Raw genomic sequence first — 26,172 nt, 5'->3', positions numbered from 1 at the left:
ATATTGATTGTGAATAGTTGTGAGCGAGGATTACAGCACCGAAATCCACGAATTCAGTCAACAGCTACACCGTTCGTCGATAATTACACGGGCGGCCGGTCGATCACCCGTGGGGTCAACCGCTCGCCGTTGGTGTAGTCTAACGGATGATCCTCCAGATGGCCGATGAGACGGTCACGAAGCGACGAGAGCGTTCCTTCGTACGCCGGGTTGGTCGATTCGTCCGAGAGTTCGTCGGGGTCCTCCGCCAGGTCGAACAGCAACTCCTCCCCCGTCACGGAGTTCCAGATATATTTGTGCTCGTCGGTGACCACGTACTGCATCGCGTTCTCGTCGTGGTATATGGGGCCGTGCTCGCCGTGATAGCACTCGCGCCACTCCGAACGCCCCTCGATGAGCGGGAGGAGACTCCGCCCCTCGACCGTCTCCGGAATCGGTGCGCCCGCGAGGTCGAGAACGGTCGGCATGACGTCTTCGAGGCCGACGGGGTCATCGATTCGCTCGTCCGTCGGCGGTTCCATCCCATCCGGAAACCGAACGAGTAGCGGCACCCGAGCGGACCCCTCGTAGGCGTACGTCTTCCGCCAGAGCAGGTGGTCGCCCAGCATCTCCCCGTGGTCGGCGGTGAAGATGACGACGGTGTTCTCCAACTCCCCGGTCGTCCGTAGTTTTCCGAGTAGTCGGTTAATCTGGTGGTCGATGTGGGTGACGGAAGCGTAGTATCCGGCGCGCGCCCGGTGAACCGTGGTCGGTGACAGATCGGCACACCACGCGTCGGTCGCCGGAACGTCGGGGACGTGTTGGCGGTACGTTTCCTCCGCCCAGTCGCCCACGGCGGGTGCGGGAATCTCCCGGTCGATGTACTGGTCCCAGTACGTCTGTGGAGGGTCGAACGGTTGGTGCGGTCGGACGTACGAGACGGCGTGGAAGAACGGCCGCGTCGGGTCGCGTTTCTCGAAGAATTCGAGCGCGCGGTTCGTCGTCCAGTTCGTCGGGTGGAGGTGTTCCGGAAGGTGGGACGGGCGGGGATCCCACGAATTCCGCCCGCACCCGTGGGAAATCTCGTCGAAGTCGCCGTCGCTCCGCTCGGCGAGCCATTCCGAGTAGTCGTCGTCCAACCCGTTGAGACCCGCGTGGAGGACGATGTGGTCGAACCCGAAGTGATTGCGAGGGGGGAGCGAATGGGTCTTTCCCGTCAATCGAGTCTGGTATCCTGCTTTCGAGAGTTCCCCGGGAAGCGTGTGCGGGAACGACCACTCGGCGGTCGTCCAGTTCGTACACCCGTTCGTTGCCGGTGTTTGTCCGGTCCAGAGACACCGACGAGCGGGTATCGAGGAAGGGGCAGGCGTGTATGCGCGGGAGAAATGCGCCCCGCGTTCGACGAACCGGTTCAGATTTGGCGTGTGTACGAGCGGAAAACCGTCCTCGTCGCGCGGACAGTTCGGATCGATTCCGAGCGCATCGCCTCGGTGTTGGTCCGTCATGATGAACAGAACGTTCGGCCGGTCGGGCATGCCGGTGGTTTCACACGGAGCGGGGATATAATTTTCTCCCGTCTCTCCCCCTATTTGTGTTCGGATGTGCGTGCAACGGGCCGACGCGGACCGCCGTTGAATCGGGGAAAAGTATAGTTGCACGACCTGCGAACGGTCGAACGAAATGGTACGAATCCTGTATCTGGACGTCGATTCGCTCCGCGCCGACCACGTCGGTGCCTACGGCCAGTCCGCGCCGACGACGCCGAACATCGACGCGCTCGCCGCGGATTCGGTTCGCTTCGATGCCGCCTACGTCGCGAACTCGCCCTGTATGCCGTCCCGTGCCGCGCTGATGACCGGCCGATACGGTATCCACAACGGCGTGGAGACGCACGGGAGACACTCCCAGCAGGTGCACAATCCGCGGCACTGGACCGACTGGGCGGGGAGTTGGGCCGAGAGCACCGAAAACGAACACGACTGGTGGCACCTGCCGGAACTGTTCTTTCAAAATCGGATCACCACGGGAGGGATATCGTCGTTCCCGAGACACCCCGCGCCGTGGTTTTACCACGTGTGGCACGAGTTTCGACAGCCACAGGAACCGGACGCGGAGGGTGAGTATTTCCAGACGCCGCGTGCGGAGACGGTTGCGGACGAGGCCATCGACTTCATCGTCAACCTCGACGCGGAGGAGTTCTTCCTCTACGCGCAGTTCTGGGACCCGCACGGCCCGTACAACCGTTCGGAATCGGAGATAGAGGAGTTCCGTGGGTGTCCGCTGCCGCCGCATCCGACCGCTGAGCAGATAGCCGAGCACCGAACGTGGGACGCGTGGCGCTCGGCGTCACACATGGAGGTCGAGAGCAGGGACGACCTCGCCGAAGAACTCGCTCAGTACCGCGCCGAAATCCGCTACGCGGACCGACACATCGGTCGCATCATCGAACATCTCGAAACGGAAGGGTTGTACGACGAGACGCTCATCGTGCTGACGGCCGATCACGGCGAGGAGTTCGGGGAACACGGGTTGTACCGCGAACACTGGAGTACCCACGACGGGACCCAACGCGTTCCGCTCCTCGTCAAACCGCCCGCCTCGTTCACCGCGGAACTCGGCGCGAGGGAGCAGTTGGTGACCAACGTCGATATGGCACCGACGCTCGCGGCGTTCGCGGGTATCGAACCGCCGTCCCGGTGGCAGGGGCAGTCGCTCGTTCCGCTCCTTCGGGACCCGGACGCTGATTGGCGGTCGCACGTCGTCTTCGACCACGGACTGTACACCGCACAGCGGACGATTCGAACCGAACGGTGGAAGCTCATCAGAACGTATCATCCGGGGATGTGGGGCGACACCGTTCCCGACTACCAACTGTACGACATGGTCGCGGACCCGTGGGAGCAGGACGACCGGGCGGCGGACCGTCCGGAACTCGTCTCGGACCTCGACCGACAGCGGTTGTCGTGGGCGGACCGACACCTCGGTTCGAGGGAGGACCCACTCCACGTCATCGCCCGCGACGGTCCCGCCGGTTTCAACGCCTACCGAGGCTCCTTTTCCGGGAAAACCACGTGACAACGTAACTTCCGTTTGGCCTTTCCAAACGCACGGACGGACGAACTCCTTCGAACGGTCGTTTCATCCCTGTTGGCTCAATCACGATTACAGTCATAGTGATGTAATTGATTTCGCAGTACTCGCGGACGGTTTACCCAAATTTCCGACGCCCGTTTGGGAGGAGGAAACGGCTTCAACACGGCTCGAACCGCTCGAACCACTCGATGTACCGATGCTTCGGATCGACGGACACCGCGAGTCGCCCGATATCGACGAATCTCTCCGTTTGGTATTACTAAACGATTCGGACATCGCTCGCGCGGTTGTTTCAACAGCTAACGGACACCGAGATTTATTAGCGGTAACCGACAACGATGGAACGAATGGTCGTCAGCAAACGGGAGTACCAAGCTACCATCGAGTCGGGACTGGCCACGCTCCGTCGGCCGGAACTGTCCGAGTACTGGGACGGCGAGTACCGGGACGACGAATGGGGCGGTCGTCACCGAATCGTTCAGGACTTCGCGCTCATCTACGCCGTCCTCTACGAACTGACCGGGACGGAGGAGTACCGCGACAGAGCGGCGGAGCACCTGCTCGATTTCGGACAGGGGGACCACTTCGCGTCCATCCTCTGCGGGACGGCGTACGAACTGCTCGCCGACGAACTGTCGCCGGAGGAACGCGCGGTATTCGGTGCCGAATGGGTCGCGGAAGCCGAGGATTCGCTGGACCGATACGTCGGCGACCGCGAGGAAGTCGAGTCGTGGGACCAAGTGAGCAACCACGCCATCGGTGCCTGTTTCTACGCGGATTACGCGTGCCATCTCTTTCCGGAGGAGGGCGCGAAACACGACTACGGGGAACGGACGGACGCCGTGTGGGACGCGTGGTGGGACCGTCGGGAGTTCCACGAACAGGCGTCGAACTACGAGGGGTTCGCCGAGACCTTCCTCTCGGCGTGGGCGGACATCAGGGGACGGACGGACGCGTTCTACGGAACCCCCAGCGTGGTCAACATGCTGGAACGAAACCTGAAGGTGATCACGCCCGGCGGCATCGTGACCCCGTACGGCGACACGGGCTATCACCAACATCAGTGCAAGTGGATCGCCCTCTTCGAGCGGGTCGCGCGCGACCGTTCCGACGGTCACTTTCAGGACGCCGCGGCGGACGTCTTCTCGTACTTCCGAACCCACGTCTTCGAGCGATTCCTCGACACGGTCGAGGACCTACCGGCGGAGGAGTCGGTTTACAACGGCCGACTCATCTTCAAGAATCACCTGCACGAACTGGCGTGGCTGAGTCTCGCGGCGCTGTGGCACGATTCGACCGTCGATTCGTGGAGCCGCCCCGAACCGGCGGGTCGCATTCGACGGCTTCCCTACGGCTACGTCCTGAACGACGCGGACACGCGGTTGCTCCCAGACCGTCGAATGGTGGACGGACAGGTCGCGCTCACCGGGGGCGAACCGGGTTCGGACGAACATACCTACCTCCTGCTTTCGGTCGGCCCGGAACTCGTCCACGATCACGCGGACGCGAGCGCCATCCAGATGCTCAGCTGTGATTCCTCCGTCCACCTCGGCACGAACGGCTACCTCCAACGCGAACTGTTGTACCACAACGCGTTCTACGTTCAACCGAGCGACTGGAGCCGGTATCCGGAGGACGACCCGGAGCGAATACTCCCCGGCGACGGGAACTGTCGTGGCTCCATCGAGGAACTCCGGACGGGCGGGGAGACGGCCCACTGTCGGGTGACGTTCGAGCGATTCCACGGGATGCCCGTCCGGGTGACCCGCGAAGTGCTGCTCGACGACGCCGGGGAGGTGACGCTCATCGACAGGGTCCGAGCGCGCGAGGACGGCTACTGCGGCGGACCGCTGTTCCACGCCGAGACCATCGACGAACTGTCGGACGGCACCTACCGCCTCCGAACGGACCAACTCCGCTCGCTCGGCAACGTCGTGAGTCGAAACCCGCCGGGAGAGCTAGCGGTCGACGTTTCGGCCCCGAACTGCTCGACGACGGTCGTCCAACCGTCGTACCCGCCGGTCTACGAGGAGAGCTACGTCGACTTCCCGACGACCGAATACAAACGCGTCTGGAAACGGAGTTACGCCGCCCGCAACTGTCTCGCTCCGCGATGCGAGTTCGAAGCGGGCGAGGAAACCGTCTTCGTGACACGCCTCCGTCCGACCTCGTGACCGACACCGTCGTGAAATCGGTGGAGCCACGAAACCGACGCGGTCGTTACGACCAACCGAACGTTCGGTGCTGGACATCGCGAAGTTGGACACTCCGTACGACCGTCGGCGGGCGGGATACAGTTAAGTGGAGACGATGTTTGAGTTAGATTATCGAATGACATCTTCGAAACGACCCGGTCGAAATAGCGCGAATTCGCTCCTCGAAACCGCGAGGGACGACCCTCACGCGGTTTCGGCGGCGGAGTTAGTCGAAGTCATGGTTCGTGGCACTCCGGAGGCACGGACGGTCGCCGCCGAAGCGTACGCTGTCGTGGTCGCGGCCCGTCGACCGTCGCCGCGTCGGTCGCCTCGGAACTTCGTGACTCCATCGCCGACGGGGATGAGGACGTCCGCGCGGGAGCGGCACGAACGTCGCTCACCTCGCCGACGACGACCCGGAACCGTTCCGGGAGACGGCCGAACCGTTGTTCCCGATGCTCGAATCGCCGGTGGAGTTGGGGCGTGATGGGGCGATGTTCGCCGTTCTCGCGCTCTCACGGCGATTTCCGACCGATGTCGAACCCGGATTTTCGTCGTTGCTTCGCCTGCTCGAAGCGGAAACTGAAACGGAACCCGTCGAACGGGAACCGCACATCCCCGGACGGGAACCGAACCCCTCCGGACGGGAGTTCGGCCACGCGAGGGCGGAGAACGACATTGTCAGGTTCGCCGCCGCACGGACGCTGCGCAACGTGGCGACGGAGCGACCGGAAACGGCGCTGGAGGCGGTCGACCGCTTCGGGCCGTTGCTGGACGACCGAAACGCCGACGTACGGGCGACGGCGTGCGAGGTGTTCGCCGTCATCGCCGAGGAGCGGACTCCCGCCGTTCGTCCGCAGTTGGGAAAACTGGTCGAACTGCTCGTCAGCGACCCGGAACACCCGGTTCCGTGGAAGGCCGCGTCGGCGCTCGCCGAACTCACCGACGAGTATCCGGAGGCGTTCGCGGACGCCGTCGTCGGCGACGCGGACGAACTCGCGCTCTTCCTCCGCGACCCCGACCCGGACGTTCGCGGACTGGGCGTCGCGTTCCTCTCGTATCTCGCGGAGTATCACCCCGAGGCGGTGGAACGAGCGAGCGAACCCCTCCGGACGCTCCTCACCGACGAGAACCCGCTCATCCGCGCGAACGCGGTTCGGACGCTTCGAACCGCGAACGCGGTTTCCCCCGCCGACCTTCGCGAAGTGGCGAAGAACGATCCCGATCCGGACGTGCGGGACGTCGCTGCGACGGCAGTCAGGCGACTTCGTCGCCAAGGGGAGCAAGGTTCAAAGGGTTCGGCGCTGGAATAACGCGTATGACGCCCCCAGCAGGGGATACGCTCCGAATCGGATTGCTCGGCTACTGGCCCGGAACGCGGTCCCCAGACGGCTTCCTTCGGGATTACTCGCCCGAATCGAACCACGGTCTCGTCGGCTTCGTCGCCCGCTGGATCTGGTTTACGAACCCGCGAGCGGTGCGCTACGTCGGTGACGAGGATCGAACGTACGTCGGTTATCTCGGCGGGCCGACCGGGACGGACATCCGGGTCGGCGCGTACGACCACCGGGCGAACGGGTGGGCAGGGACGACGCTCCACGCGTCGTTCTCGGCGGACGACCACACCAACCCGTCGCTCGTCGTTCGAGAGGACGGCCATCTGATCGTGTTCTGGACCGGTCACAACGGGGAGAAGATATTCTACGCGATATCCGAGGAACCGGAGTCGGTGTCCGGATTCGGTCGGCGTCGAACCATCTCACAGCACGTCGTCACGTACCCGAACCCGGTGCTGGTACCGGAGAACGGCCGATCAACGCTGTACCTCTTCTATCGGGATCGGGAGGTAACCGCGGACGCCACCGACGACGAGTACGGTTACATCGGCGACGGCAACGTCTACTATCGGCGGTCGCTCGACGGCGGTTCGACGTGGACGGACCAGCACGAGATGGTCGCCGCGCCGGACGGCCACTATTCGATGTACTTCGTCCACGCGCAGGGCGACGACGGGACGGTTCACTTCTTCCTCACGGACGCCGAGCGTGGCGGCGACGCCCCGAAGTGGCACGTGCTGCACTGTGCTTACCGCGACGCGCGTTCTACCGCGCCGACGCAGTCGGATAGCGTGCGAGGCGGAACTGCCGTTGACGCGTTCCGATTTGGAGGTCGTGTACGACTCCGCGAACGAGGACAACGAGTACGCCTGGGTGTGGGATTGCGGGGTCGATGCCGACGGAAATCCGGCCGTCGTCTACGCCACGTTCCCCTCGACGCTCGATCACGAGTATCGCTACGCGCGATGGGACGGTGACGGTTGGCTCGACCATCACATCACCACTGCGGGGCGGTACATCGAGGAGGACGGCGTCGAACTGCACTACTCGGCCGGTATCGCGATGGACCCGTCGGACCCGGACGTCGTCTACGCCTGTTTCCACCGGGACGGCTACCGCGGACTGAAACGGTTGGAGACGGACACCGGCGGGCGAACGTGGGCGGCGCGGGACGTCGCCACTCGATCCGCCGGAACCGTCCTCCGTCCCGTCGTTCCGTCGAACGCGGCGGCCGAGGTCCCCGTCCTCTGGCTCGCCGGAACGTACCGGAACATGCGCTCCTCGGGGACGGTCCTTCGCGGCCTTCCGGGCGACGGGATCGACGAGACGTTCGATGAGAACGGTGGAATCGTAGGGATCGAAGGGAAGGTCCTCGTCGGCGACGGAACGCGAGGCGTTTCGCTCGGCCCGCATCAGTTCCGAAATCGCGTCTTTCAGGATGGGGTGTCCGTCTCGGCGTTGGTGTCCCCGTCCGACCCGGCGACCGAAGGGGTCGTCGCAAATCTTGGCGGCGCGATTCGGCTCGGGTTTTCGCGGGAAACGGAGGGCGGTATCGAGTTTGCGCTGTCGGACGGCGGAGACGAGCGGACCGCGCGCTGGGAGTGGGACGGCGGGGGTGTCCGGCACTTCGTCGAAGGGAAGTGGGACGGGGCGGAGATGCGGTTGCTCATCGACGGCGAGACGGTCGATACGCGACCGTTCGAGGGTCCGATCGAATTCGGAACCGAACCGGCGGACTGGACGCTCCTGCGGGACGCGTACCTCATGGGGAGCGGATTCCGGGGACGTGTCGAGGAGGTTCGACTGTACGACCGGTGTCCGTCCGTAGCGGAGAGCAGGCGACTCGCGGAACTGGCACAGGAGACGGGATCGGGGCGGTAGCTCCGCTAGAATTATGCCGAGCCGCATCATCCGTTGTGACAATCGATGAAGCGCTTTCAACGAAACATAGACGGGTTCTACGACGTCGAGAATCAGCTTCCTCGGTACCTCCGGGCCGTCGCCGAAGAAGGGTTCGAACGGGCGCGAACCGAGCGGCGGGAAATCGACGGTCGGCAGGCGGCGATGGCGGACGCCGACCGGAAACGCGCGTACTTCCTCGACGCCATCGGCGGACTCCCCGACGAACGGTGTGAGTTGCGGGCCGAACGGACGGGGAGACTGAGACGGGACGGCTACGACGTGGAGAACGTCGTCTTCGAGAGCCTCCCGGATTTCCACGTGACCGCGAACGTCTACGTCCCGCGCGAAGCCAGAGACGAAAGAACGGACGAGAGTAGCGGCGAGAGGGAAGACGGGAATCGAGCGTTCCCCGGTGTCCTCTTTTTCTGTGGCCACTCCGACCTCGGAAAGGGAGCGGCCGTCTATCAGCAGGTCTGCATCGATCTCGTTCGCAACGGGTTCGTCGTGCTCGCCATCGACCCCCTCGGACAGGGGGAACGCCACCAGTTCTACGACCCGGAGACCGGGGAACTCCCGCGACGGAACACCACTGAACACACGTTTCTCAACCAGCAGTGTACGTTCGCCGGGGCGAACGTCGCCCGATACATGGTCTGGGACGGAATTCGCGCGCTCGACTACCTCGAACGCAGACCCGACGTGGATTCGGATCGGATCGGCGTGACGGGGAACTCGGGCGGGGGGCTACAGACGGCCTACCTCGCGTTGGTCGAGGACCGCATCGATGCGGCGGTCCCGTGCTGTTTCATCACCTCGAAGCGAGCGTACATGGACACGGGACAGGGACAGGACGGTGAGCAGATCATTCACCGAGCCATCGACCGCGGACCGCGCTACGACGACTTCCTCTCGGCGTTCGCACCCAAGCCGGTACTCGTGGGGGCCGCACGGTCGGACTTCCTTCCTATCGAAGGCGCGCGGCGGTCCTACGAACGCGCCCGGTCCGTGTACGAGCAGTACGACCGCGAGGATGCCATCGACATCGCGGTCGCGGACGATACGCACGGTTTCGGTCCGACGCTGCGCGAGGCGACGGTCAACTGGTTCAGGGAGCATCTCCGAAACGAGACGCCCGACTTCCGAACCGACTCCCCCGAACCGAACGACTCGGAAGAACTCCACTGTACGGCGGCGGGAGAGGTCAAGGCTGAATTCCCGGACGAGACGACGGTTACGGCGTTGAATCGCGCGTACATCGCCGCGAACGCGCCCGACGCGGCGACTCGTCCCGAGGTTTCGGACGCCGACCGATACGCGAGGGAGATGCGCGAGCGAGTCCGACAGCGGTTCGACCTCGACTGCCGGAGACCGGCCCTCCACCCTCGCCGTTACGAGACGGAACGGGCGGACGGCATCACGTGGGAGAAGGTGTTCTTCCCGACCGAACGCGACCCGACGGTGGTCGTGACGGGAATCGTCGCTCGGGCGGACGACGGCCTCGAAGCGAGCGGCGATCCACTGCTCCTCCTGTACGAACGCGGCACCGACGACGTCGAGACCGTCAGTCGGAGATCCGCGACCTCGTCGCCGAACACGGCCTCGTGCTCGCGTCGACCCGCGAGGCGTCGGCGCGGTGCGCGCACGTGACGTGAACACGCCGCTGATGAACGGCGGGGACTACGACGACTACCACGGGACGAAGAACAAGTTGGCCGCCGACGCGACGATGCTGGGAACCTCGCTCCTGGCGATGCAGGTGTTCGACGTCACGCGGGGATGTGAGTACCTCCGCGACCGCCTCGGTGACGGGGTCGATGTCGCCGTCGAAGGGCACGGTTCGATGGCGCTTCACGCGTTGCTGACCGCCGTCGCTATCCCCTCTCTCCGGACAATTTCGCTCGTGAATCCCGCGCCGTCGTTCTACGAGATGGCAACCTCCCCCGACACGACCATCGACCACGGGTTGACCGCCCACGGCGTCGTCGGGACAGTCGATATCCCCCAACTCCTCCCGGCGTTGCACGACCGGGAGATTCGCTGGACGGGCGCGGAGCCGTCACGGTATCGCTGATTCGGAACTTCCAAAAATCCGTGTCGGATTCCCGCTCAGTCGAGTTGCGAGTCGTCCGAGTCGCCGCCGACGGTTTTGGCGTGTCGGGCGCGGATGCGGGGGTTGAACACGCGGTCCATCCCCTGCGTGAACATGATGAGCCCGAACGACAGGATGATGATGACGAGCATGGGCCAGAAGAGCCAGTAGAAGTGATTCAGGTTCACCAGCGCGTGTCCCTCCTTGTACGCGAGGTTCATCACGACGCCCCAGTTGAACGTGGTGAACGGGAGGATGCCGAGGAAGTAGAGCGCGACGGACTCGAAGACGACGCGTCGTGCCGCCGACGCCGAGTTGATCATGACGTACGGCATGAGTTGTGGAACGATGTCCTTCCCGAGGATGGTACCGGAGGAGAGACCCATCGTTCGGGACGCCTCGACGTAGGACTCCTCGCGGATGGTGAGCACCTGCGAGCGGAGCGCCCGCGCGAGTCCGGGCCAGTTGTCGATAGCGAGGAGTATCCCCACGAGATACGGATTCTTCGGCGGATAGACGGCCGCGATGACGATGATGAGCGGCAAGCCCGGGATGGTCAACACGATGTCCGTGACGAACATCAGGACCGCGTCGACCTTCCCGCCCTTGTACCCCGCCGTGACGCCGATGATCGTCGCGAGGGCGATGGAGACGATGGCCCCGGCGAAGATCATCTTGATCATCGCCGGTGTCGCGTGAACGAGTTGTTTGCCGATGGGTTCGCCGAACTTACCGGTTCCCAATGGATCGGCGAAATCCGCGGCGCTCACGTGGAGACCGGGAATGACGGTCGGCCCCTCGTCGGGGTTGAAGTGGGACATGGGAGGCAGATAGTTCGGCGCGTCGTTCGCCATCGGCTTGTCGACGAGTTTGACGCCGACCGTGCCGACGAACAGGAAGACGAGGATTATCGTCGTCCCGATACGCGCCCGCCAATCGTGCCACGCGACGCGACCCGGCGCGAAGATGTACGCGTCGAGAACTCGACGGATGCGGTCGTTTCGGGAAATCGGTTGGGACCCGATGTCGCCGTCCATCATACCGAACAGTTCCTCGTCGCCCGGGTGGCCGCCGTCGGTTGCCGTCTCTTCGTTAGAACGCTTCATTTTTGTCTCCTGTACTGGCGCGTGGGTCGACGATTCCGTACGTGACGTCCGCGACGAGGATACCGATGATGGTGACGGTCGTGAAGAAGATGAACGATCCCATCAGCAATGGGTAGTCCCGCGCTTTCAGCGCACCGTACGTGTACCACCCGACCCCTGGATACGTGAAGATGTACTCCAAAATGACGCTGCTGCTGAACACCGCCGAGATGCCGATCATGAGTTGCGTGTACATCGGGAGAATCGCGTTCCGCGCGACGTATCGCGTCGCGATGCGCGTCGAACTGATCCCCCGAAGTCGGGCGACCCGAAGGTAATCCTCGCCGAGAATGCGGATGCTGTTGCCGCGCATCGCGAGCGCCCGACCGCCGAACCCGATGATGAAGCTCGAAAGGATCGGTAACGCCGCGTGCCGAAGGATGCTCACCATGAACGCGACGTTGAACCCCGCGATGAGGTCGGTGTTGTACCGCCCACCCGTCGGAAACCATTCGAGGTTGTAGGCGAAGATAGCCAGCAGCACGATGGCACCGACGTAGTACGGAATCGAATTGAGGAGGATGGCCCCGACCGTCGACGATTGGTCGAAGCGCGTTCCCTCCTTGTACGCCATCACGGCACCGAGCAGGATGTTCGCCGTGTATCCCAGCGCGAGGCCGTAGACGCTGATGAACACCGACCACGGCATCGCCTCGAAGAGGATGTTGAACACAGGACGACTGTATCGGATGGATTCGCCGAAGTCCTGATACAGGATGATGTCGCGGAGATAGTTTACGTACTGGATGTATATCGGCTGATTCGGTTCGATACCGGTGTACAACTGGACCATGTCGTCGATACGTTCGGTGTTGATACCGGCCCCGCTCGCTGCTGCCTGCTGTATCATCCGATTCCGCATGGCCTCTATCGGCCCTCCCGGCATGAGCCTGAAGAGAACGAACGCGAGCGTTACCGCGACGACTAAAGTCAGAACTGCCTGTGCTGTCCGTCTCAAATAGTATCCCATTTCGGTGCGTGTTAGTATGACTCAAGATCTATTATAACTTATGCTGAACGTGACCGTGAGTCGAACGGCGAATCCCGGTCCGGAACGGATTTCGAACCGCGATTCGAGACGGTCGAACGACCATAACGTGGCGTTCGTCATCAGCCACACTTGACGACGAAAAACCCGGTGACGAGCGTCAGCGTGGAGAGACCGACGATATTGAGGACCGTCACGACGTACGTGGCCGTTCCCGGTTCGAGTCCGAAGAGCGAAAGGACCGAAAGGACCAACACGGCGGCGCTGAGGTAGAAAATCGTCTTCAGTTGGTCCTCGTAATCGCAGATGTGGTCGAGCAGACTCTTCGAAAATCGTTCGCTCATTCACCGATAATACAACAACACACACTATAAGTGTTGGTCAGGGACGACGGGAAATCAGTGCGGTCGACGAGGACGACTACTCCGCTTCCTCGACCCCTTCGAGCGGTTCGCTGTTCCAGTACTCGTGCGTTTTATCCTCCCTGAAACAGGCCGTACGGGAGTTGTGATCCGACTGCCGGAGTTCCGGCGAGGCGCGTTTACACGCCTCCCGCGCCTTCGGACAGCGGGTGTGAAACCGGCACCCGCTCGGCGGATTCAACGGGTCGGGAACGTCGATCTTTCGAATCGGCGGTTCCTCCTGGCTCTCCGCCGCAGCGACGTCGGGGTCCATCGCGGGGGTCGCCCATTTGAGCACCTTGGTGTACGGGTGTGACGGATTTCGGAGCACCTCCTCGGCGGGTCCGATTTCCACGAGTTCACCGAGATACATGATGCCGATGCGTCCGCCCGATTTCTCCGCGAGGTATCGCGCGTTGGAGAAGTCGTGGGAGATGAACAGGAACGACGTGTCGAAGAGGTCCTGCAGTTCGAGCATGAGGTCCATCATCTCGACGCGCAGCGACACGTCGAGGGCGCTCACCGCCTCGTCGGCCAGAATGAGGTCCGGACTCATCAACAGCGCACGCAACAGGGCGACGCGTTGCTTTTCGCCGCCGCTGAGTTGGTGGGGGAATCGCATCGCGTAGTCCGACGCCGGTTTCATCCCGACCCGTTCGAGCAGGTTGTAGACGTACGCCTCGCGCTCGTTGGCGTTCATCTCCGGCTTCCACTTCTTCAGCGGCGCTGCGAGACTCGTCAGAACCGTTCTCGTCGGGTTCAACGAACTACCGGGGTCCTGATGGATGATCTGCAGCGAGCGCCGTATCTCGTCGTGGGGAACGTCGATGTCCCCGCGCCCTTCCTTCGCGTCCCAGATGTCCTGTCCGCGGTAGGTGACGCTTCCCTCGGTCGGCCGCTGGAGACCGATGCTCGTCTTGCCGAGCGTCGTCTTCCCGCAACCGCTCTCGCCGACGAGGGCGACCACCTCGTTTTCCTCGATGTCGAGCGACACGTCGTTGACGGCTTGGACGACCGGCGCTTCGTCCGAAAACAGGCGGTCCAACAGTCCCGACTCGTCGAACGTGACGCTGACGTCCTCCAGCGAGATGATCGTCTCGGACGTCGTTCCGCCGAACCGAGTCGTCCCTCGTTGGGGCTGAGTTTCCACCTCCTGTTGTAACGAGTAGGACACGGCATCCTCGGCCTCCTTCCAGTGGAAACACGCCGCTCGATGCCCGTCTTCCGGATCATCGACGGTGTGGTATCCCGGTTCCGCCGTCGTACACTGATCGTCGGCGAGCGGACAGCGGGGGGCGTACGAGCACCCCTCCGGAACGTTGACCGGGTCCGGGCTTTCGCCCTCGATTGCGTGTAGTTCCTCCAAGGGTGCATCGACGCTCGGGACGGATTTCAGCAGTGCTCGCGTGTACGGATGGCTCGCGTGTCGAAGGAGTTCCTCGCTCGGGGCGTACTCGACGAATTCGAAGGCGTACATCACCGCCAATCGGTCCGAGAGTCCGGCGACGAGCGGCAGGTCGTGCGTGATGAAGACGATGGTCAGATCGTACCGCTCCTGTAGTTTCGCGAGGAGTCGAATGATGGAGCGTTGCATCAACAGGTCCAGCGCCGCCGTGGGTTCGTCCATGACGAGCACCTCCGGTTCGAGCACGAGCGACAGCGCGATGAGCACCCGCTGTTGCATCCCGCCGCTCAATTCGTGTGGGTACGAATCGAGCACCCGATCGGAGTCGAGATAGAGGTCGTCGAGGATGCGTCTGGCGTGCGCCATCCGCTCGTCGTGATCCGCGTTGTGTGCTTTGATGGTCTCCTCGAAGTGCTCGCCGATCTTCATCGTCGGATTGAACGAACTCATCGCGCCCTGGAACACCATCGAGATTTCCTCCCAGCGGAACGATTCCAGTTCGCTTTCGGTCAACGAGAGAACGTCGACGGGGTCCCCGTCCTCCGGGTGATAGATGATTTCTCCGCTCGTCCGCCCCGGTTCGACGACTGCGTGGAGGAGCGCCGAGGCGAACATCGATTTCCCGCTCCCGCTCTCCCCAATGACGCCGAGGATCTCGTCGCGGTAAATCTCCATATCGACCCCGTCGAGCACCCGCGACGTCCCGCGGTCCATATCGAACGTGACCTCGACGTTACGAAGCTCCAGGATCACGTCGTTATCCGTCGATCGTTTCCGGCTGATTTCGGATTCACTTACTGTCATCGTTTCACTTGTGTTCGTTGCCGTGTCGTTTCGTCCGCACACGCCGCTTCGGGTTCCGGCACGACCCCGTCCGACTTCACGAGTAACTAATCCGAACAAACGCTAATAATCTTTGTCCCTATCGGACCGTATCGACCGCCGCTCCGGACGGAAGACGGTTCTCGTCGGGAGCGGGCTATCGCTCCACCGGACGGAGACGCCTTCTGCGGGAGCGCGGTCAATATTTATATAGATGGATAGTGAACCGTTCGCATACTCTATGGCGTCGTCCACGCAACCAGTTACTCGGCACGTCCCGCCGTCGGTCGTAACGCTGCTCAAAACGCTTCGAGGGTCGTTCCTGTTCTTCGTGATGGCGGTCGGTGTCGCCTGTATCTTCACGGGTCTCGTACTCCAATACGTCCTCGGTAAGGGCATTCTCGCGGGAATGTTCGGCGTCTGGGGCTTCTCGGCGCTACTGGCTGGCGGGGTCGCGTATCTCGTTCTCTCGTACGTTCAGTGACGACCCACCGACCACCTCGGTAGCTAGTTCTTTCTGGTAAAACCCGCGTCGTGATCGGACGAGCATCGTCCGATCAGTTCTTCTTCGCTTTGATGTTGCCACGCTTGAGATTGGTGTAGCAGGCCCGATAGGACTTCCAATCATTCGAATCGGTGTTCTGGAACGTGAAGTTCTCCGTATCTCCCCAACTGCCGCTGGCGCTCTGGTAGAGGTCGATTTGCGGCAGGTGGAAGTTCCAGTACCACGAATACTTCCGAGCGAGCGGCGGTTTTCCTGTTTCGTCTGTGCGCTCTTCCACTTCTGGGTCAGTTCGAACAGGTTGACCCTCTCGGTAGCGCCGGAGAGGTCCTCCGCGCCCACTTTCTTCGGAATCTCCGGCTTCAGTTCCCGTCCGTCGAACTGGGACCGGCCCTTCCCCTGTTGGAGCCAGCGTTTGACCGCGCCGGGTTCGCCGAGTTCGTTGCCGAACTGATGGTCGCTGCGGAAGTAGTAGTAGGGATGGGCCGTCAGCGCGCCGTGTTCGTCGATAGTCATGTCGAACGTCGGGGTGTCCGAATACTTCGAGGAGAAGTTGTTCGCCGAGAGGGTCATGAAGTTGACGTTGAATCCGGACTGCTTCAGTTGGTCCTTCAACGTCTTTCCGTGGGGTGCGAACCGCGTCTCGACGGCCAGTTCGAACGTGACCTTCTTTCCGCTCGAATCCGTCCACGTGCCGCCCTTCTTCTCGTATCCGGCGTCGCGCATCAGTTTCGCCACGCGGTCGGTGTCGCTTTTCGTCGGATAGTCGATGTACTCGTTCAGTTGGTCCTCGCCGACCCACTTCTTCCCGACGGCGGGCGGCAGTCCGCTCTGGGTGGGTAGCGTGTAGTTCTTCCCGCCGATGTTCGACATGAGTTTGTTCGTATCGATGGCACACGCGACGGCCTGACGAACCTGCCGCTTTCGTAGGTGTTTCGCCGCCTTGCCGATCAACCCGAAGTTGATCTTCGTCATGTACGTGTCCCGGTACGTGTTGACGTTCTTGATGTACTCCGGTCCGACCCCTTCGTCGATCCATTCCGAACGCAGGCCGAACCCGAGGTCGAGCTTGTCGTTTTTGATCTGATTGGCGAGCGTCTCCTCCTTGGCGACGTTGAGTTGCAGTTTCGGGATGTCGATTTCGTCGGCGAACGGGTGTTTGTCGAACTTCTCGAACACCATCTTCTGGTTGTCCGCTTTCGTGAGCTTGAACGCCCCGGTCCCGAGTCCCTTGTCGATGAGGTCCTTCGTCGGTATTTTGACTTCCTTCCCGAGTTTCTCCTTGAGACTCTCGCGTTCGGACTGCTTCGAGACGTCCTGGAACTTCTCGACCCACGGTTTGTACGTTTCGCGGTATCCACGGACGTTCGCACCGAGGTAGCCGCCGAGGCTGTATTTCAGGAGTTGCGGGTTCTGGGGTTCCTTGTGGTATCGCTTGAGGGTGAAGTCGTCGGGCATCTCCAACTTCTTCAGGTCGCTCCCTTCCGGGTCCATGAGGCGAGCCAACTCCTCGAAGTAGTATTTGTCGGCCGCCTTCACTTTCTTCCCGTTCCACCAGTACCAGTCCTTCTGGAACTTGATGGTGGTCACCTGTTTGTCGGCGTCGTACGACCAATCGTCGAGCATCGTCGTCTTCACGCTTCCGTCGGCGAAGAACCGAACGACCCTCGCACAGACGAGCCAACTCGTCGTCCACGGGTAGTTCGTCGCCCACGGGTTCCACGTCATCCGGGTCGGCAACCGTTCGATCCACGTGTTGATCGTGTCCTCCTTGAGCGAACCCTGCTTCTTCTTTTTCTTTCCTCCCATACAGCCGGCCAGTCCGGTGGCGACGGCCGCCGAACTGGCGGTCAACAGCCGTCGCCGCGAGAGGCTTTCGGCGACGCTCGGGGAGCTGTCTCGCTTGCTAGTCTTTGCCATTACAATAAATCGTTACACACAATGTCTTATATAATTTGCTACGCGGGGACATTTTGATATATAATTAAATATATAAAATAACGTCTGTTCATCGAGAATTTTCAATACTATCGGAACGTAACCTGCGGAGACGGTGTCGGTTGACGGCCGACGAGGACGCGAACGCCTCGGTAATTCGACGACGAAGCGACGAGTGACCGTCGATTCGTTCGAATCGAATCCGGTACCGGTCGAATCGCGTGCGTCCCGGATTAGTATCCATAGTTTTAAGATGACCTTCGGTAAATGCCGGAATACAGGATACATCGTTCACGTCGTTCACCCTAGTTGCCACCTCCCACCGACGTCGTGATCTCCTGTGCCCCTGCTGACGCTATTCGCGCCCATCGAAAATCGAACGGTCCCTCGGCGGTTCGTTCGGGTGCGTCTGATCCCGCGCGTTCGAGGCGGGTCTGCACCCCCGAACGCGTCTCCGTCAGACGTGTTCCGTCTTCCAGACGAAGAAATCGAGGGGCAACACCGCCGCCAGAATCGGATGGCGTTCCTTGAGTTCTCGCTTTCGGTCGTGAAATCCGAAGAGGAGCGCGACCAAATCGTTCTCGTCCAGTTCCAGTTCCGGTTCGTCGTCGGTCGAAGCCACATCGACGGTTTCCGGGGTGTACGATATTCGGACCGCGTCGTCCGCTCCCCGGACCCCAAGCGTGAGCGACCCGTCCCCGGTTTCCGCGGCGGACCGCCAACGACGCCGTATCTGATCGCTGAAGCGGTCGAGCATCGTCGCCGGATCGAGAATCTTGAGGTTTCGGTGGTTCCGTAAACTCCACGTCCTGCTGTGACGGCGAAACGTCGTATTGAGCGGATGTCGCGGGGGAACGACCGCGGTGAGGGTGTCGATATCGTACGATTCGAAGAGGTGTGTCAACACGACTTCTATCCCGCGCGCCGAACCGCCGAACTCGGCGATGGTTCGGGCGCGACTCTCGCGGGAGAGACTCACGTACGCGGACTCGTCGCCGCGTTCGTACAGCAACGTTTCGAGTCCCCGTTGACCGAATACGGTGCGACTCCGTTCCTCGTCCCGTTTCACTCGATACGGCTCTTCCCCGTGGAGCGTCCGAAGCAGGTCGAGTCGTTCGTCGCCTCCGTCGTAGGGGACGACCCGTTCGTGGTCGGAATCGGTCCCGGAGAACGAGCGACCGTGAATCTCGTACCGGAACTCCCGCCCCGCCGCCTCCCACCCGAAGTGGTTGTACCGCTGTCTGTTCCCGCTCAACTCGGCCAGCGGTACGTTTCGGGCTTCCATCCGGTCGAACCAGAAGTCGATCAGTTCGCTCATGTAGCCGTTACCGCGGTACCGCTTGTGGGTCGCAACACCGCCGAATCCCCAGCATTCGACTTCCTCGCCGCCGATGACGAACGTTTGCGGGAACGCACCCACGTGACTGACGATCCGTCCGTCCTTCCGGATGATCGCGTGATTTTCCATTCGGGAGGGGTCGTAGCAGTATGGTAATCGCGCGGCCATCCCGTCGCGTTCGTAACTGAAGTAGCGATCCAGCAGTTCCATCATCTCGGGAAACTCGTCCGCCGTGGCGAGTCGAGGGCCGTCACTGTCACTCATGGATTTCACGCCGATAAAGGCGGTTTCAGTACAAAAGTGTTGGTAACAATCCTCAGGAGGCCCCCGAACGGTCCGGGTCGCGTCCTCCCGTATCGCCCGTCGAACATCGACGATGTACGGCGATAATTTTAATTGACGCCGCTGCGAGAACTGATACCAATGGAAATCGCTTGTACCGGTGCCGGAGTGATGGCATCGCGCCTCCTCGACGCCGTGGACGGTATCGACGACTGCACGCTCGTCGCGGTCTGTGACGTCGACGAAGGGAACGCTCGGAAAGCGGCGGACCCCCGAAACGCGGCGGTTTACACGGATCACGAAACGATGCTCGCGGAGCACGAACTCGACGCGTTGGTGTTGGCGATTCCGTCATTCGCCCACACGAATCAGGCCACCCTCGCCGCGCGGCAGGGCATCGACCTGTTCGTGGAAAAGCCCGTGGCACGGACTGCGGAGAAAGCCCACGAGATACGGTCCGTCATCGAGGAGAACGACGTCATCTCCCAGACGGGATATCTCTTCAGATACGCCGACATCACGGAACGCGCACGCGAACTCGTCGGTGACCGGACGATAGGGCTGATGGACGGTCGGTATTGGGGTGGCATTCCGGGCCGCCCGTGGGGGCGGAAAAAGGAAAAGTCCGGCGGCGGAAACGTCCAGCTCGCGACGCACGTCTTCGACGTGCTCCGCCACTTCGGCGGGGAAGTGAGCACGATAACGACGTACGGTAACCGGCGCGTTCGGGACGAAATCGATTTCGAGGACGTGAACACGTCGAGTATGGAGCACGCGAACGGTATCGTCAGCCACGTTTCGACGAACTGCATCACGCCCGTCGGCACGCAGGTAACGCTGGTCGGCGACGGCTTCGAGTTGACCCTCGATTACACCGCGGATACGCTGACGGGGAGCGTGGACGGTGAGGAAGTCCGATTCGAAGGGTGCGGTCGCGCCGTCAAAACGGAAGTCGAGTCGTTCGTAAACGCGGTCGAACGGCGGGATGCGAGCGGCGTTCGAACCGATTACGCGGACGGGGTAAAAACGCTCGAATTGACGCTCGCGGCGAACGAATCGCTCGAAACGGGCGCCCCCGTCGTTCTCGACGGGCCGGATTCGTAGCCGGAAATGACGGGTATCCTCGACCGTATCCGTGAAACCCGCAATCAGTAGTAGGGTTCGTATTCTGCGAGGAACGAATCACCGTCCCGATACACCTCCCGAAGGAGGTCGCTGTCGGGGGTGACCGTTCGACCGCTCTCGATAGCCGCCTCGATGCCCAACAGCAACGTGGCAGAATCGAGAAGTCGGCGGGTGTCGTCCCGCTCGCCACGGGCGACCGATTCGAACGCGTCGAGGAACGGCGCGTACATCTCGGCGAAGGACGTTTCGTTCCCCTCGATCCGCACGGCCCGCGTTTCGGTGCCGACGTCCAACAACCCGAAACTCGCGTTCGTCGGCGTGCCGTCGAACCGAATCGTCCCGTGAGTTCCGTTCGAAAACCGGATTTCCGTCCTCGTCCCCGGCGAATCGACCACCCGAACCTCGGTCCAGTCCGCGTCGGCGAGCATCCGGACCGCATCCACCATGTGAACCCGATAGTAGAAGTAGTCGTTGTAGCCCGCACCGAAGAGGGAACGCCCCGTCTCTTCCCGCATGAGCGACGTGATTTCGGGATGAAACGGGACGGCGGAACCGCCGAACAGGGGTGCGTGCTCGGTTGCCGCCGCTATCGCCTCGATGTCTTCGTACCGCCCGGCGAGCGGTTTGTCGATCAAGGTCGGAACGCCCGCTTCGAGGAACGGCGTCGCGAGCGGGCGGTGCGTTCCCCAATCGACCGTGAGAACCATCGCCGCGTCGACGTATGATACCATCTCTCCCGGTTCGTGGACGTATCGCGCGTCGTATTTCGAGGCGAACGATTCCGTGTACGACGGTTCCCGGACCGAATTGTCGTCCCACACGGCGCTGACGGTCATATCCTCTGTTTCGTCGATAAGCGGCGCAAACGCCTCTGCGTGGCTCGTATCGAGCCCGATAATACCGATGTCTAGCATGTCCGTATTCTTATCTCACGTGAAAACAACATAAATCTCACCGTCGATAAAGTAAACTATCGTAAATTTTATACGAAGGTTGAAATACGACTGCGAAGAACAAACCCGATACTAATGGCTCAGCAGAAGGTGGCGTTCATCGGTACCGGGCCGGACCCGGATACCCCGGATTGGGGAACGAGTGCGGCGATGTCGTACCATCACGCGGATGCGTACGCGGCGCTCGAAAACTGTTCGCTCGTGGCGTGTGCGGACCTCGTCAGGGATCACGCGGAGGCGTTCGCCGACCGGTTCGACATCGACCATCACGACGTTTACGAGGACTACATGGAGATGCTCCGTGCGGTCGAACCGGACGTCGTGAGCGTTTGCACGCCGGTACCGACGCACGCGGACATCGTCGTCGACTGTACCGAGAGCGACGCGCTCCGCGCCATCCACTGCGAAAAACCGATGGCGGACACGTTCGGCGATTGTCGTCGCATGGTGTCGGCGTGTGCCGACAACGACATCCAACTGACGTTCAACCATCAGCGACGGTTCAGCGAAACGTATCTCGAAGCCCGACGCCGTCTCACGGAGGGAGAAATCGGGACCATCGAGCGGGTCGAAATCGGCGGGAAGAACCTCTTCGACTTCGGAAGCCACCTGATCGACGTCTGTAACGGTCTGAACGACGGGCGAAGGCCGGAGTGGGCGCTCTGTCAGGTCGACTACAGCGTCGAGAACGTCCGGTACGGGTCGCACAACGAAAACCAAGCGCTGGCGATGTGGGAGTACGAGAACGGGGTCCACGCGCTGCTTTCGACAGGCGACGGGACCGCCGCTTTCGACAGTCTCGTCCGCGTTCGCGGGACGGAAGGCGTCCTCGATCTGTGGCCGTCCGGCGAGCACGACCTGCGCGTACACCGCGACGGGGAGACGACGCCGGAGGCGGTTGACTGCGAGAACGACGTTCGTCCCATCTTCGGTGCGATAGCGGACGTCGTTTCGAGCCTCGACGAGGGAACGACGCCCGTCCTCGACGCCGAAGACGTGCTGACGGCGAACGAGATCATCTTCGGTTGCTGGGAGTCCGCTCGGCGGCGCGGGCGCGTCGAATTCCCGCTGGAGATAGAGGACAACCCGCTCCAATCGATGGTCGAATCCGGCGACCTCACCCCGCGTCCCGCGGAGGAGTGACAGACATGAAAACAGCCGTATTCACGAAGATGTTCGGCGACCGGCGACTGGACGACGTCATCGACGTCGTCTCGGACCTCGACTACGACGCCGTCGAGTTGATGGGTAGAGAGCCACACTTCGGTGTCGAAACGAGCGACGAGCGCGCCCGCGAAATCGCGGACCGCCTCGACGCCAACGACCTCGAAGTGGCGTGTCTGGCGACCTACACCGGAAAGTACGTCGGGAAGAGCGAAGCGGAGTGCGAGGCGGCACTCGACCGATTGACTCGATTTCTGGAACTGGGGGAAATCCTGGACTGTCCCCGAGTACGGCACGGTCCCGGCGGTCCCCCGTCCCGAGACGCGGACGACGATGCGTATCGAACCGGCGCGAAGTGGATGCGACGCGCGGCGGACGTGGCCGCCGACTACGACGTGACGCTCCTCATGGAAATCCACTCGAACACGATCATCGAATCGGCGGCGGACGCGGAGCGACTGCTCGACGCCATCGACCGCGAGAACGTCGGGGTCATCCACGACGCCGGGAACATGTACATCTCCGACGTCGGGTACGGGCGCGAGTCCGTCGAGCGCCTCGGCGACGACCTGCGACACGTCCACGTCAAGGACGAGCGTCGGTGCACAGGATCGGAGTCGGAGCGACCCGGTCGATTCGAGTTGGAGACCTGCCACGGCGTGGAAGCGTTCGAACCGCGACTGCTCGGGACGGGCGACGTCAACCACGCCCCCCTGTTCGGGGCGCTCGACGAGCGAGAGTACGACGGATACGTCACGGCGGAGTGCCACCGCCCGTCGAACGACGAAATGAGTCCGACGGACATCGCGCGGCACGAACGGGTCGAAATCGAGCGGTTGTGGGCGGACGCTCGTTCCGAATAGTCGGGATATCGACGGGGGACGACAGGGAGAGATTCGACGTTTTTCTTCGTGCAAAAATATTAGTTGGATGGGTGTGATGAGGGACCATGACAGGAACCGCGTCCCTCTCTCGGCGATTGAAGGCCCTCGGACCGGCGCTCGTTCTGGCGGCGGTCGTCGTCGGTCCCGGCAGCATCGCGCTGAGTACGATTGCTGGCGGAACGTACGGCTATCGACTGTTGTGGATTCCCGTCGCCGCCACCGTCTTCATGATCACGTATACGTGGATGGCCGCCCGCATCGGCGTCGTCACCGGGGATACCCTGTTTCAGGTGGCTCGAACGAAGTACGGAAAACGAACCTCTCAACTCGCTGGTGTGCTCGGATTCTGTACGATTGTGGCGTTTCAGGCGGGTAACAACGCCGGAATCGGCTTCGCGTCGCCGCGCTCTTCGGCGGTGAACCTCGCCTCTGGGCGGCCGTCTTTACGATCGCTGCGGCGGGATTCCTTTGGCTCCCCGACCTGTACGAAAAGGTCGAGACGCTCGTGACGGTCGTCGTCGGCATCATGTTGGTCGCGTTCGTCGGGTCGCTCGCGCTCGTCGGCGTCGATTTCGGACGGACGGTGGGCGGACTGGTTCCGACCTTTCCGGACCGGTCGAGCGTCTTTCTCGGACTCGGTCTCGCCGCGACGAACTTCTCCATCGCGGCGGCGGCCTACCAGACCCATCTGATGGCGGAAAAGGACTGGGAGGTGGACGAATTGAGCGAGAAGGGGTTCGACAGCATCGTCGGTATCGCGATACTCGGCCTCATCGTGATGGTCATCCTCCTCACGAGCGCCGCCGTCATCTACGGAACGCCGAACTCCGCCGTCTCGGCGCAGGGGATGGCGACGCAACTCCGACCGGTCGCGGGGGACGGGGCGTTTTATCTCTTCCTCATCGGGTTCTTCTTCGCCGCCCTCTCGTCGCTGGTGGTCAACGCACTCATCGGCGCGACGCTGTTGGTGGACGGGTTCGGGTACGACGCCTCGATGGAAAACCGGTCGGTCAAGCTCTGGACGATGGCCGCGATGGGAATCGGTTTGGCCGTCGTCGCCGTCGCCGGAGAGTCGCCCGTCGAACTGCTCCGAACCGCTCAAGCGCTCGCAATCGCCGCGTTCCCCCTGCTCGGCTACCTTCTCCTCTCCATCGCCCGCGACGAGACCGTGATGGGAGAACACGTGAACGGGCGTACGGTCGACGTGCTCGGCATCCTCGGCTATCTCGTGATCGTCGGTATCGTTCTCAACTACCTCCGCGAAATCGTTTCGTAGCGGTTCTCGTGCGAACTCACCGAGTGAAGCCTGAAACTTCTCGAATCGTAGTTCACGAGGAGGTGACGACTCGGTCGGCCGGTGTCAGTTGACCTGCGACACCTCGTAGCCCACGGCTTCGATGGCGTCCTTGATGTTGTCGGCGTGCTCGACGCCGCTCGTTTCGATTTGGTAGGTGACGAACGCCTCGCCGACGGCGAGTTCGCTGTGTGCGCGGTGGTGGTTGACGGTTCGGATGTTCGCGTTGTGGTCCGAGACGACGCCCGAAATCTCCTCCAGCACGCCCGGCCGGTCGTCGATACGGATGCGGAGTTCGATCAGTCGGTCTCGCTGGGTGAGTTCGTGGCTCAACACCGTTTGGAGCATGGACGCGTCGAGGTTCCCCCCGCTCAACACCGGCACGACGACTTCGTCACGGACGTCGACCGCGTCGGTGAGGAGGGGTGCGACGGCGGCCGCACCCGCACCCTCGACGAACTGCTTCGCGCGTTCGAGGAGTACCATGATGGCACGTGCGATGGCCGAGTCGGGAACGGTGACGACGTCGTCCACGTACGCGTCGATGTACTCCAGGGTCAACTCGGAGATGCCGCCGGTGGCGATACCGTCGGCGATGGTATCAACGTCGTCGTTCGTCTGGGGGCGGCCCTTCTGCAAACTCGTTGGGACCGTCGCGGCGGATGCGGCCTGAACTCCGACGAGACGGACGTCGGGGGCTAGTTCCGCGAGGGCACAACCGACTCCGGCGATCAACCCGCCGCCGCCGATGGGGACGAGGACGGTGTCCACGTCGGGCACGTCCTCGACGATTTCGAGGCCGATGGTCCCCTGTCCCGCGACGATGGCCGGGTCGTCGTAGGCGTGGATGAACCCCGTCCGGGGGGAGTCGGCCAACTCGTGGGCGTGAGTCATGGCGGCCTGAAAGTCGTTCCCGTGCAAAATCACCTCGGCGCCGTACCCTCTGGTCGCGTCTATCTTCGCCTGTGGTGCGTCCGTCGGCATGACGATGGTCGCGTCGAACCCGGCGTTCGTCGCCGTCAGCGCGACGCCCTGTGCGTGATTTCCGGCGCTCGCGGCGACGACGCGCTCGACGTCCGTGTCCGCCTGGAGCGTCCGCATCTTGTTGAACGCCCCGCGCGTCTTGAACGATCCCGTACGCTGGAGGTGCTCCATCTTGAGATGCACGTCCGCGCCGACCGTTCGCCCTATCGAACGGCTCAGGTCCGTCGGCGTGTGCTGGACGATGTCGTCGTCGAAGTGCTCCGCCGCATCCGCGATTCGATCGTACGTGATTGCTTGCATGGGGTCTCTATCGCTGCCCACTCACGCTCGTTATTAGTTTGTTCCGGGAAG

At 62.4% G+C, this 26,172-nt stretch carries 23 protein-coding genes; 14 read left to right on the top strand and 9 right to left on the bottom strand.

The genetic code is table 11. From position 1 onward, the window contains the following. Positions 1-83: 83 nt before the first annotated feature. Positions 84-1,514, bottom strand: a complete 1,431-nt coding sequence (locus tag A4G99_RS18715; protein ID WP_066147075.1) for an arylsulfatase — start codon at positions 1,512-1,514, stop codon at positions 84-86. 145 nt (positions 1,515-1,659) lie between these two features. Between A4G99_RS18715 and A4G99_RS18710 the strand changes: the two genes are divergently transcribed. The 8 genes from A4G99_RS18710 to A4G99_RS27555 all read left to right on the top strand — a co-directional run bounded on the left by A4G99_RS18710 (position 1,660) and on the right by A4G99_RS27555 (position 10,577). After that, positions 1,660-3,054: a sulfatase gene (locus tag A4G99_RS18710; protein WP_066147073.1), complete on the top strand. Its 1,395-nt coding sequence runs from the start codon at positions 1,660-1,662 to the stop codon at positions 3,052-3,054. Between the two features lie 365 nt (positions 3,055-3,419). Continuing rightward, complete coding sequence (locus A4G99_RS18705; protein ID WP_150123159.1) at positions 3,420-5,246, top strand: hypothetical protein; 1,827 nt, start codon at positions 3,420-3,422, stop codon at positions 5,244-5,246. 157 nt (positions 5,247-5,403) lie between these two features. After that, positions 5,404-5,754, top strand: a complete 351-nt coding sequence (locus A4G99_RS18700; RefSeq protein WP_066147069.1) for a hypothetical protein — start codon at positions 5,404-5,406, stop codon at positions 5,752-5,754. Beyond that, positions 5,723-6,580, top strand: coding sequence for a HEAT repeat domain-containing protein (locus tag A4G99_RS18695; protein WP_066147067.1), 858 nt, complete (start codon positions 5,723-5,725; stop codon positions 6,578-6,580). The genes A4G99_RS18700 and A4G99_RS18695 overlap by 32 nt, the downstream gene beginning before the upstream one ends. A 5-nt stretch (positions 6,581-6,585) precedes the next feature. After that, complete coding sequence (locus A4G99_RS27565) at positions 6,586-7,581, top strand: BNR-4 repeat-containing protein (protein WP_066147065.1); 996 nt, start codon at positions 6,586-6,588, stop codon at positions 7,579-7,581. Positions 7,582-7,666: 85 nt separating this feature from the next. Next, the gene (locus tag A4G99_RS29470; protein ID WP_394337470.1) at positions 7,667-8,485 is read left to right on the top strand and encodes a LamG-like jellyroll fold domain-containing protein; all 819 of its coding nucleotides are present in this window, start codon (positions 7,667-7,669) and stop codon (positions 8,483-8,485) included. A 45-nt stretch (positions 8,486-8,530) separates the two neighbouring features. Next, positions 8,531-10,153 (top strand): S9 family peptidase, encoded by a 1,623-nt coding sequence (locus A4G99_RS18680; RefSeq protein WP_223301990.1) that lies wholly within the window; start codon positions 8,531-8,533, stop codon positions 10,151-10,153. After that, entirely contained in the window at positions 10,140-10,577 is a 438-nt protein-coding gene (locus tag A4G99_RS27555; protein WP_223301989.1) for a hypothetical protein, read from the top strand. The genes A4G99_RS18680 and A4G99_RS27555 overlap by 14 nt, the downstream gene beginning before the upstream one ends. A gap of 35 nt (positions 10,578-10,612) precedes the next feature. Here A4G99_RS27555 and A4G99_RS18675 read toward each other — a convergent pair whose 3' ends face one another. From A4G99_RS18675 to A4G99_RS18660, 4 genes are all read right to left on the bottom strand, one after another. Then, the gene (locus A4G99_RS18675; protein ID WP_066147060.1) at positions 10,613-11,701 is read right to left on the bottom strand and encodes an ABC transporter permease; all 1,089 of its coding nucleotides are present in this window, start codon (positions 11,699-11,701) and stop codon (positions 10,613-10,615) included. Next, positions 11,688-12,710: an ABC transporter permease gene (locus tag A4G99_RS18670; protein ID WP_066147057.1), complete on the bottom strand. Its 1,023-nt coding sequence runs from the start codon at positions 12,708-12,710 to the stop codon at positions 11,688-11,690. Before A4G99_RS18670 ends, A4G99_RS18675 begins: the two co-directional genes overlap by 14 nt. 140 nt (positions 12,711-12,850) lie before the next feature. Then, positions 12,851-13,072, bottom strand: a complete 222-nt coding sequence (locus A4G99_RS18665) for a hypothetical protein (protein WP_066147055.1) — start codon at positions 13,070-13,072, stop codon at positions 12,851-12,853. Positions 13,073-13,148: 76 nt separating this feature from the next. Then, positions 13,149-15,338 (bottom strand): dipeptide ABC transporter ATP-binding protein, encoded by a 2,190-nt coding sequence (locus A4G99_RS18660; protein WP_066147053.1) that lies wholly within the window; start codon positions 15,336-15,338, stop codon positions 13,149-13,151. 259 nt (positions 15,339-15,597) lie between these two features. On the opposite strand from A4G99_RS18660, the gene A4G99_RS18655 reads away from it, so the two are divergent. After that, positions 15,598-15,840 (top strand): hypothetical protein, encoded by a 243-nt coding sequence (locus A4G99_RS18655; protein ID WP_066147052.1) that lies wholly within the window; start codon positions 15,598-15,600, stop codon positions 15,838-15,840. Here A4G99_RS18655 and A4G99_RS18650 read toward each other — a convergent pair. After that, entirely contained in the window at positions 15,793-17,778 is a 1,986-nt protein-coding gene (locus A4G99_RS18650) for an ABC transporter substrate-binding protein (protein WP_082837909.1), read from the bottom strand. The two genes, A4G99_RS18655 and A4G99_RS18650, sit on opposite strands and share 48 nt — an antisense overlap. A gap of 475 nt (positions 17,779-18,253) precedes the next feature. Beyond that, positions 18,254-19,399: a GNAT family N-acetyltransferase gene (locus A4G99_RS18645; protein ID WP_066147051.1), complete on the bottom strand. Its 1,146-nt coding sequence runs from the start codon at positions 19,397-19,399 to the stop codon at positions 18,254-18,256. 159 nt (positions 19,400-19,558) lie between these two features. Between A4G99_RS18645 and A4G99_RS18640 the strand changes: the two genes are divergently transcribed. Beyond that, on the top strand, positions 19,559-20,521 hold the full coding sequence (locus tag A4G99_RS18640; RefSeq protein WP_066147050.1) for a Gfo/Idh/MocA family protein: 963 nt from the start codon (positions 19,559-19,561) through the stop codon (positions 20,519-20,521). A gap of 44 nt (positions 20,522-20,565) precedes the next feature. Here A4G99_RS18640 and A4G99_RS18635 read toward each other — a convergent pair whose 3' ends face one another. Next, positions 20,566-21,456: a Gfo/Idh/MocA family protein gene (locus A4G99_RS18635; protein ID WP_066147047.1), complete on the bottom strand. Its 891-nt coding sequence runs from the start codon at positions 21,454-21,456 to the stop codon at positions 20,566-20,568. Between the two features lie 114 nt (positions 21,457-21,570). On the opposite strand from A4G99_RS18635, the gene A4G99_RS18630 reads away from it, so the two are divergent. The 4 genes from A4G99_RS18630 to A4G99_RS18620 all read left to right on the top strand — a co-directional run bounded on the left by A4G99_RS18630 (position 21,571) and on the right by A4G99_RS18620 (position 24,819). Next, positions 21,571-22,638 carry a Gfo/Idh/MocA family protein gene (locus A4G99_RS18630; protein ID WP_066147045.1) on the top strand — a complete coding sequence of 356 codons (1,068 nt, stop codon included), beginning with the start codon at positions 21,571-21,573 and terminating at the stop codon, positions 22,636-22,638. A gap of 5 nt (positions 22,639-22,643) precedes the next feature. After that, positions 22,644-23,522, top strand: coding sequence for a sugar phosphate isomerase/epimerase (locus tag A4G99_RS18625; protein WP_066147337.1), 879 nt, complete (start codon positions 22,644-22,646; stop codon positions 23,520-23,522). 86 nt (positions 23,523-23,608) lie between these two features. Further along, positions 23,609-24,052, top strand: a complete 444-nt coding sequence (locus A4G99_RS28900) for a divalent metal cation transporter (RefSeq protein ID WP_255359127.1) — start codon at positions 23,609-23,611, stop codon at positions 24,050-24,052. After that, positions 23,992-24,819: an NRAMP family divalent metal transporter gene (locus A4G99_RS18620; RefSeq protein ID WP_255359145.1), complete on the top strand. Its 828-nt coding sequence runs from the start codon at positions 23,992-23,994 to the stop codon at positions 24,817-24,819. The genes A4G99_RS28900 and A4G99_RS18620 overlap by 61 nt, the downstream gene beginning before the upstream one ends. 84 nt (positions 24,820-24,903) lie before the next feature. Here A4G99_RS18620 and ilvA read toward each other — a convergent pair whose 3' ends face one another. After that, on the bottom strand, positions 24,904-26,121 hold the full coding sequence (ilvA, locus tag A4G99_RS18615) for a threonine ammonia-lyase (RefSeq protein WP_066147043.1): 1,218 nt from the start codon (positions 26,119-26,121) through the stop codon (positions 24,904-24,906). Positions 26,122-26,172: the final 51 nt, after the last annotated feature.

The organism is Haladaptatus sp. R4, from assembly GCF_001625445.1.
Lineage (GTDB): Archaea > Halobacteriota > Halobacteria > Halobacteriales > Haladaptataceae > Haladaptatus.
Note: the sequence above shows the minus strand (reverse complement) of the source record. Positions and strands in the feature narration are given on the sequence as shown.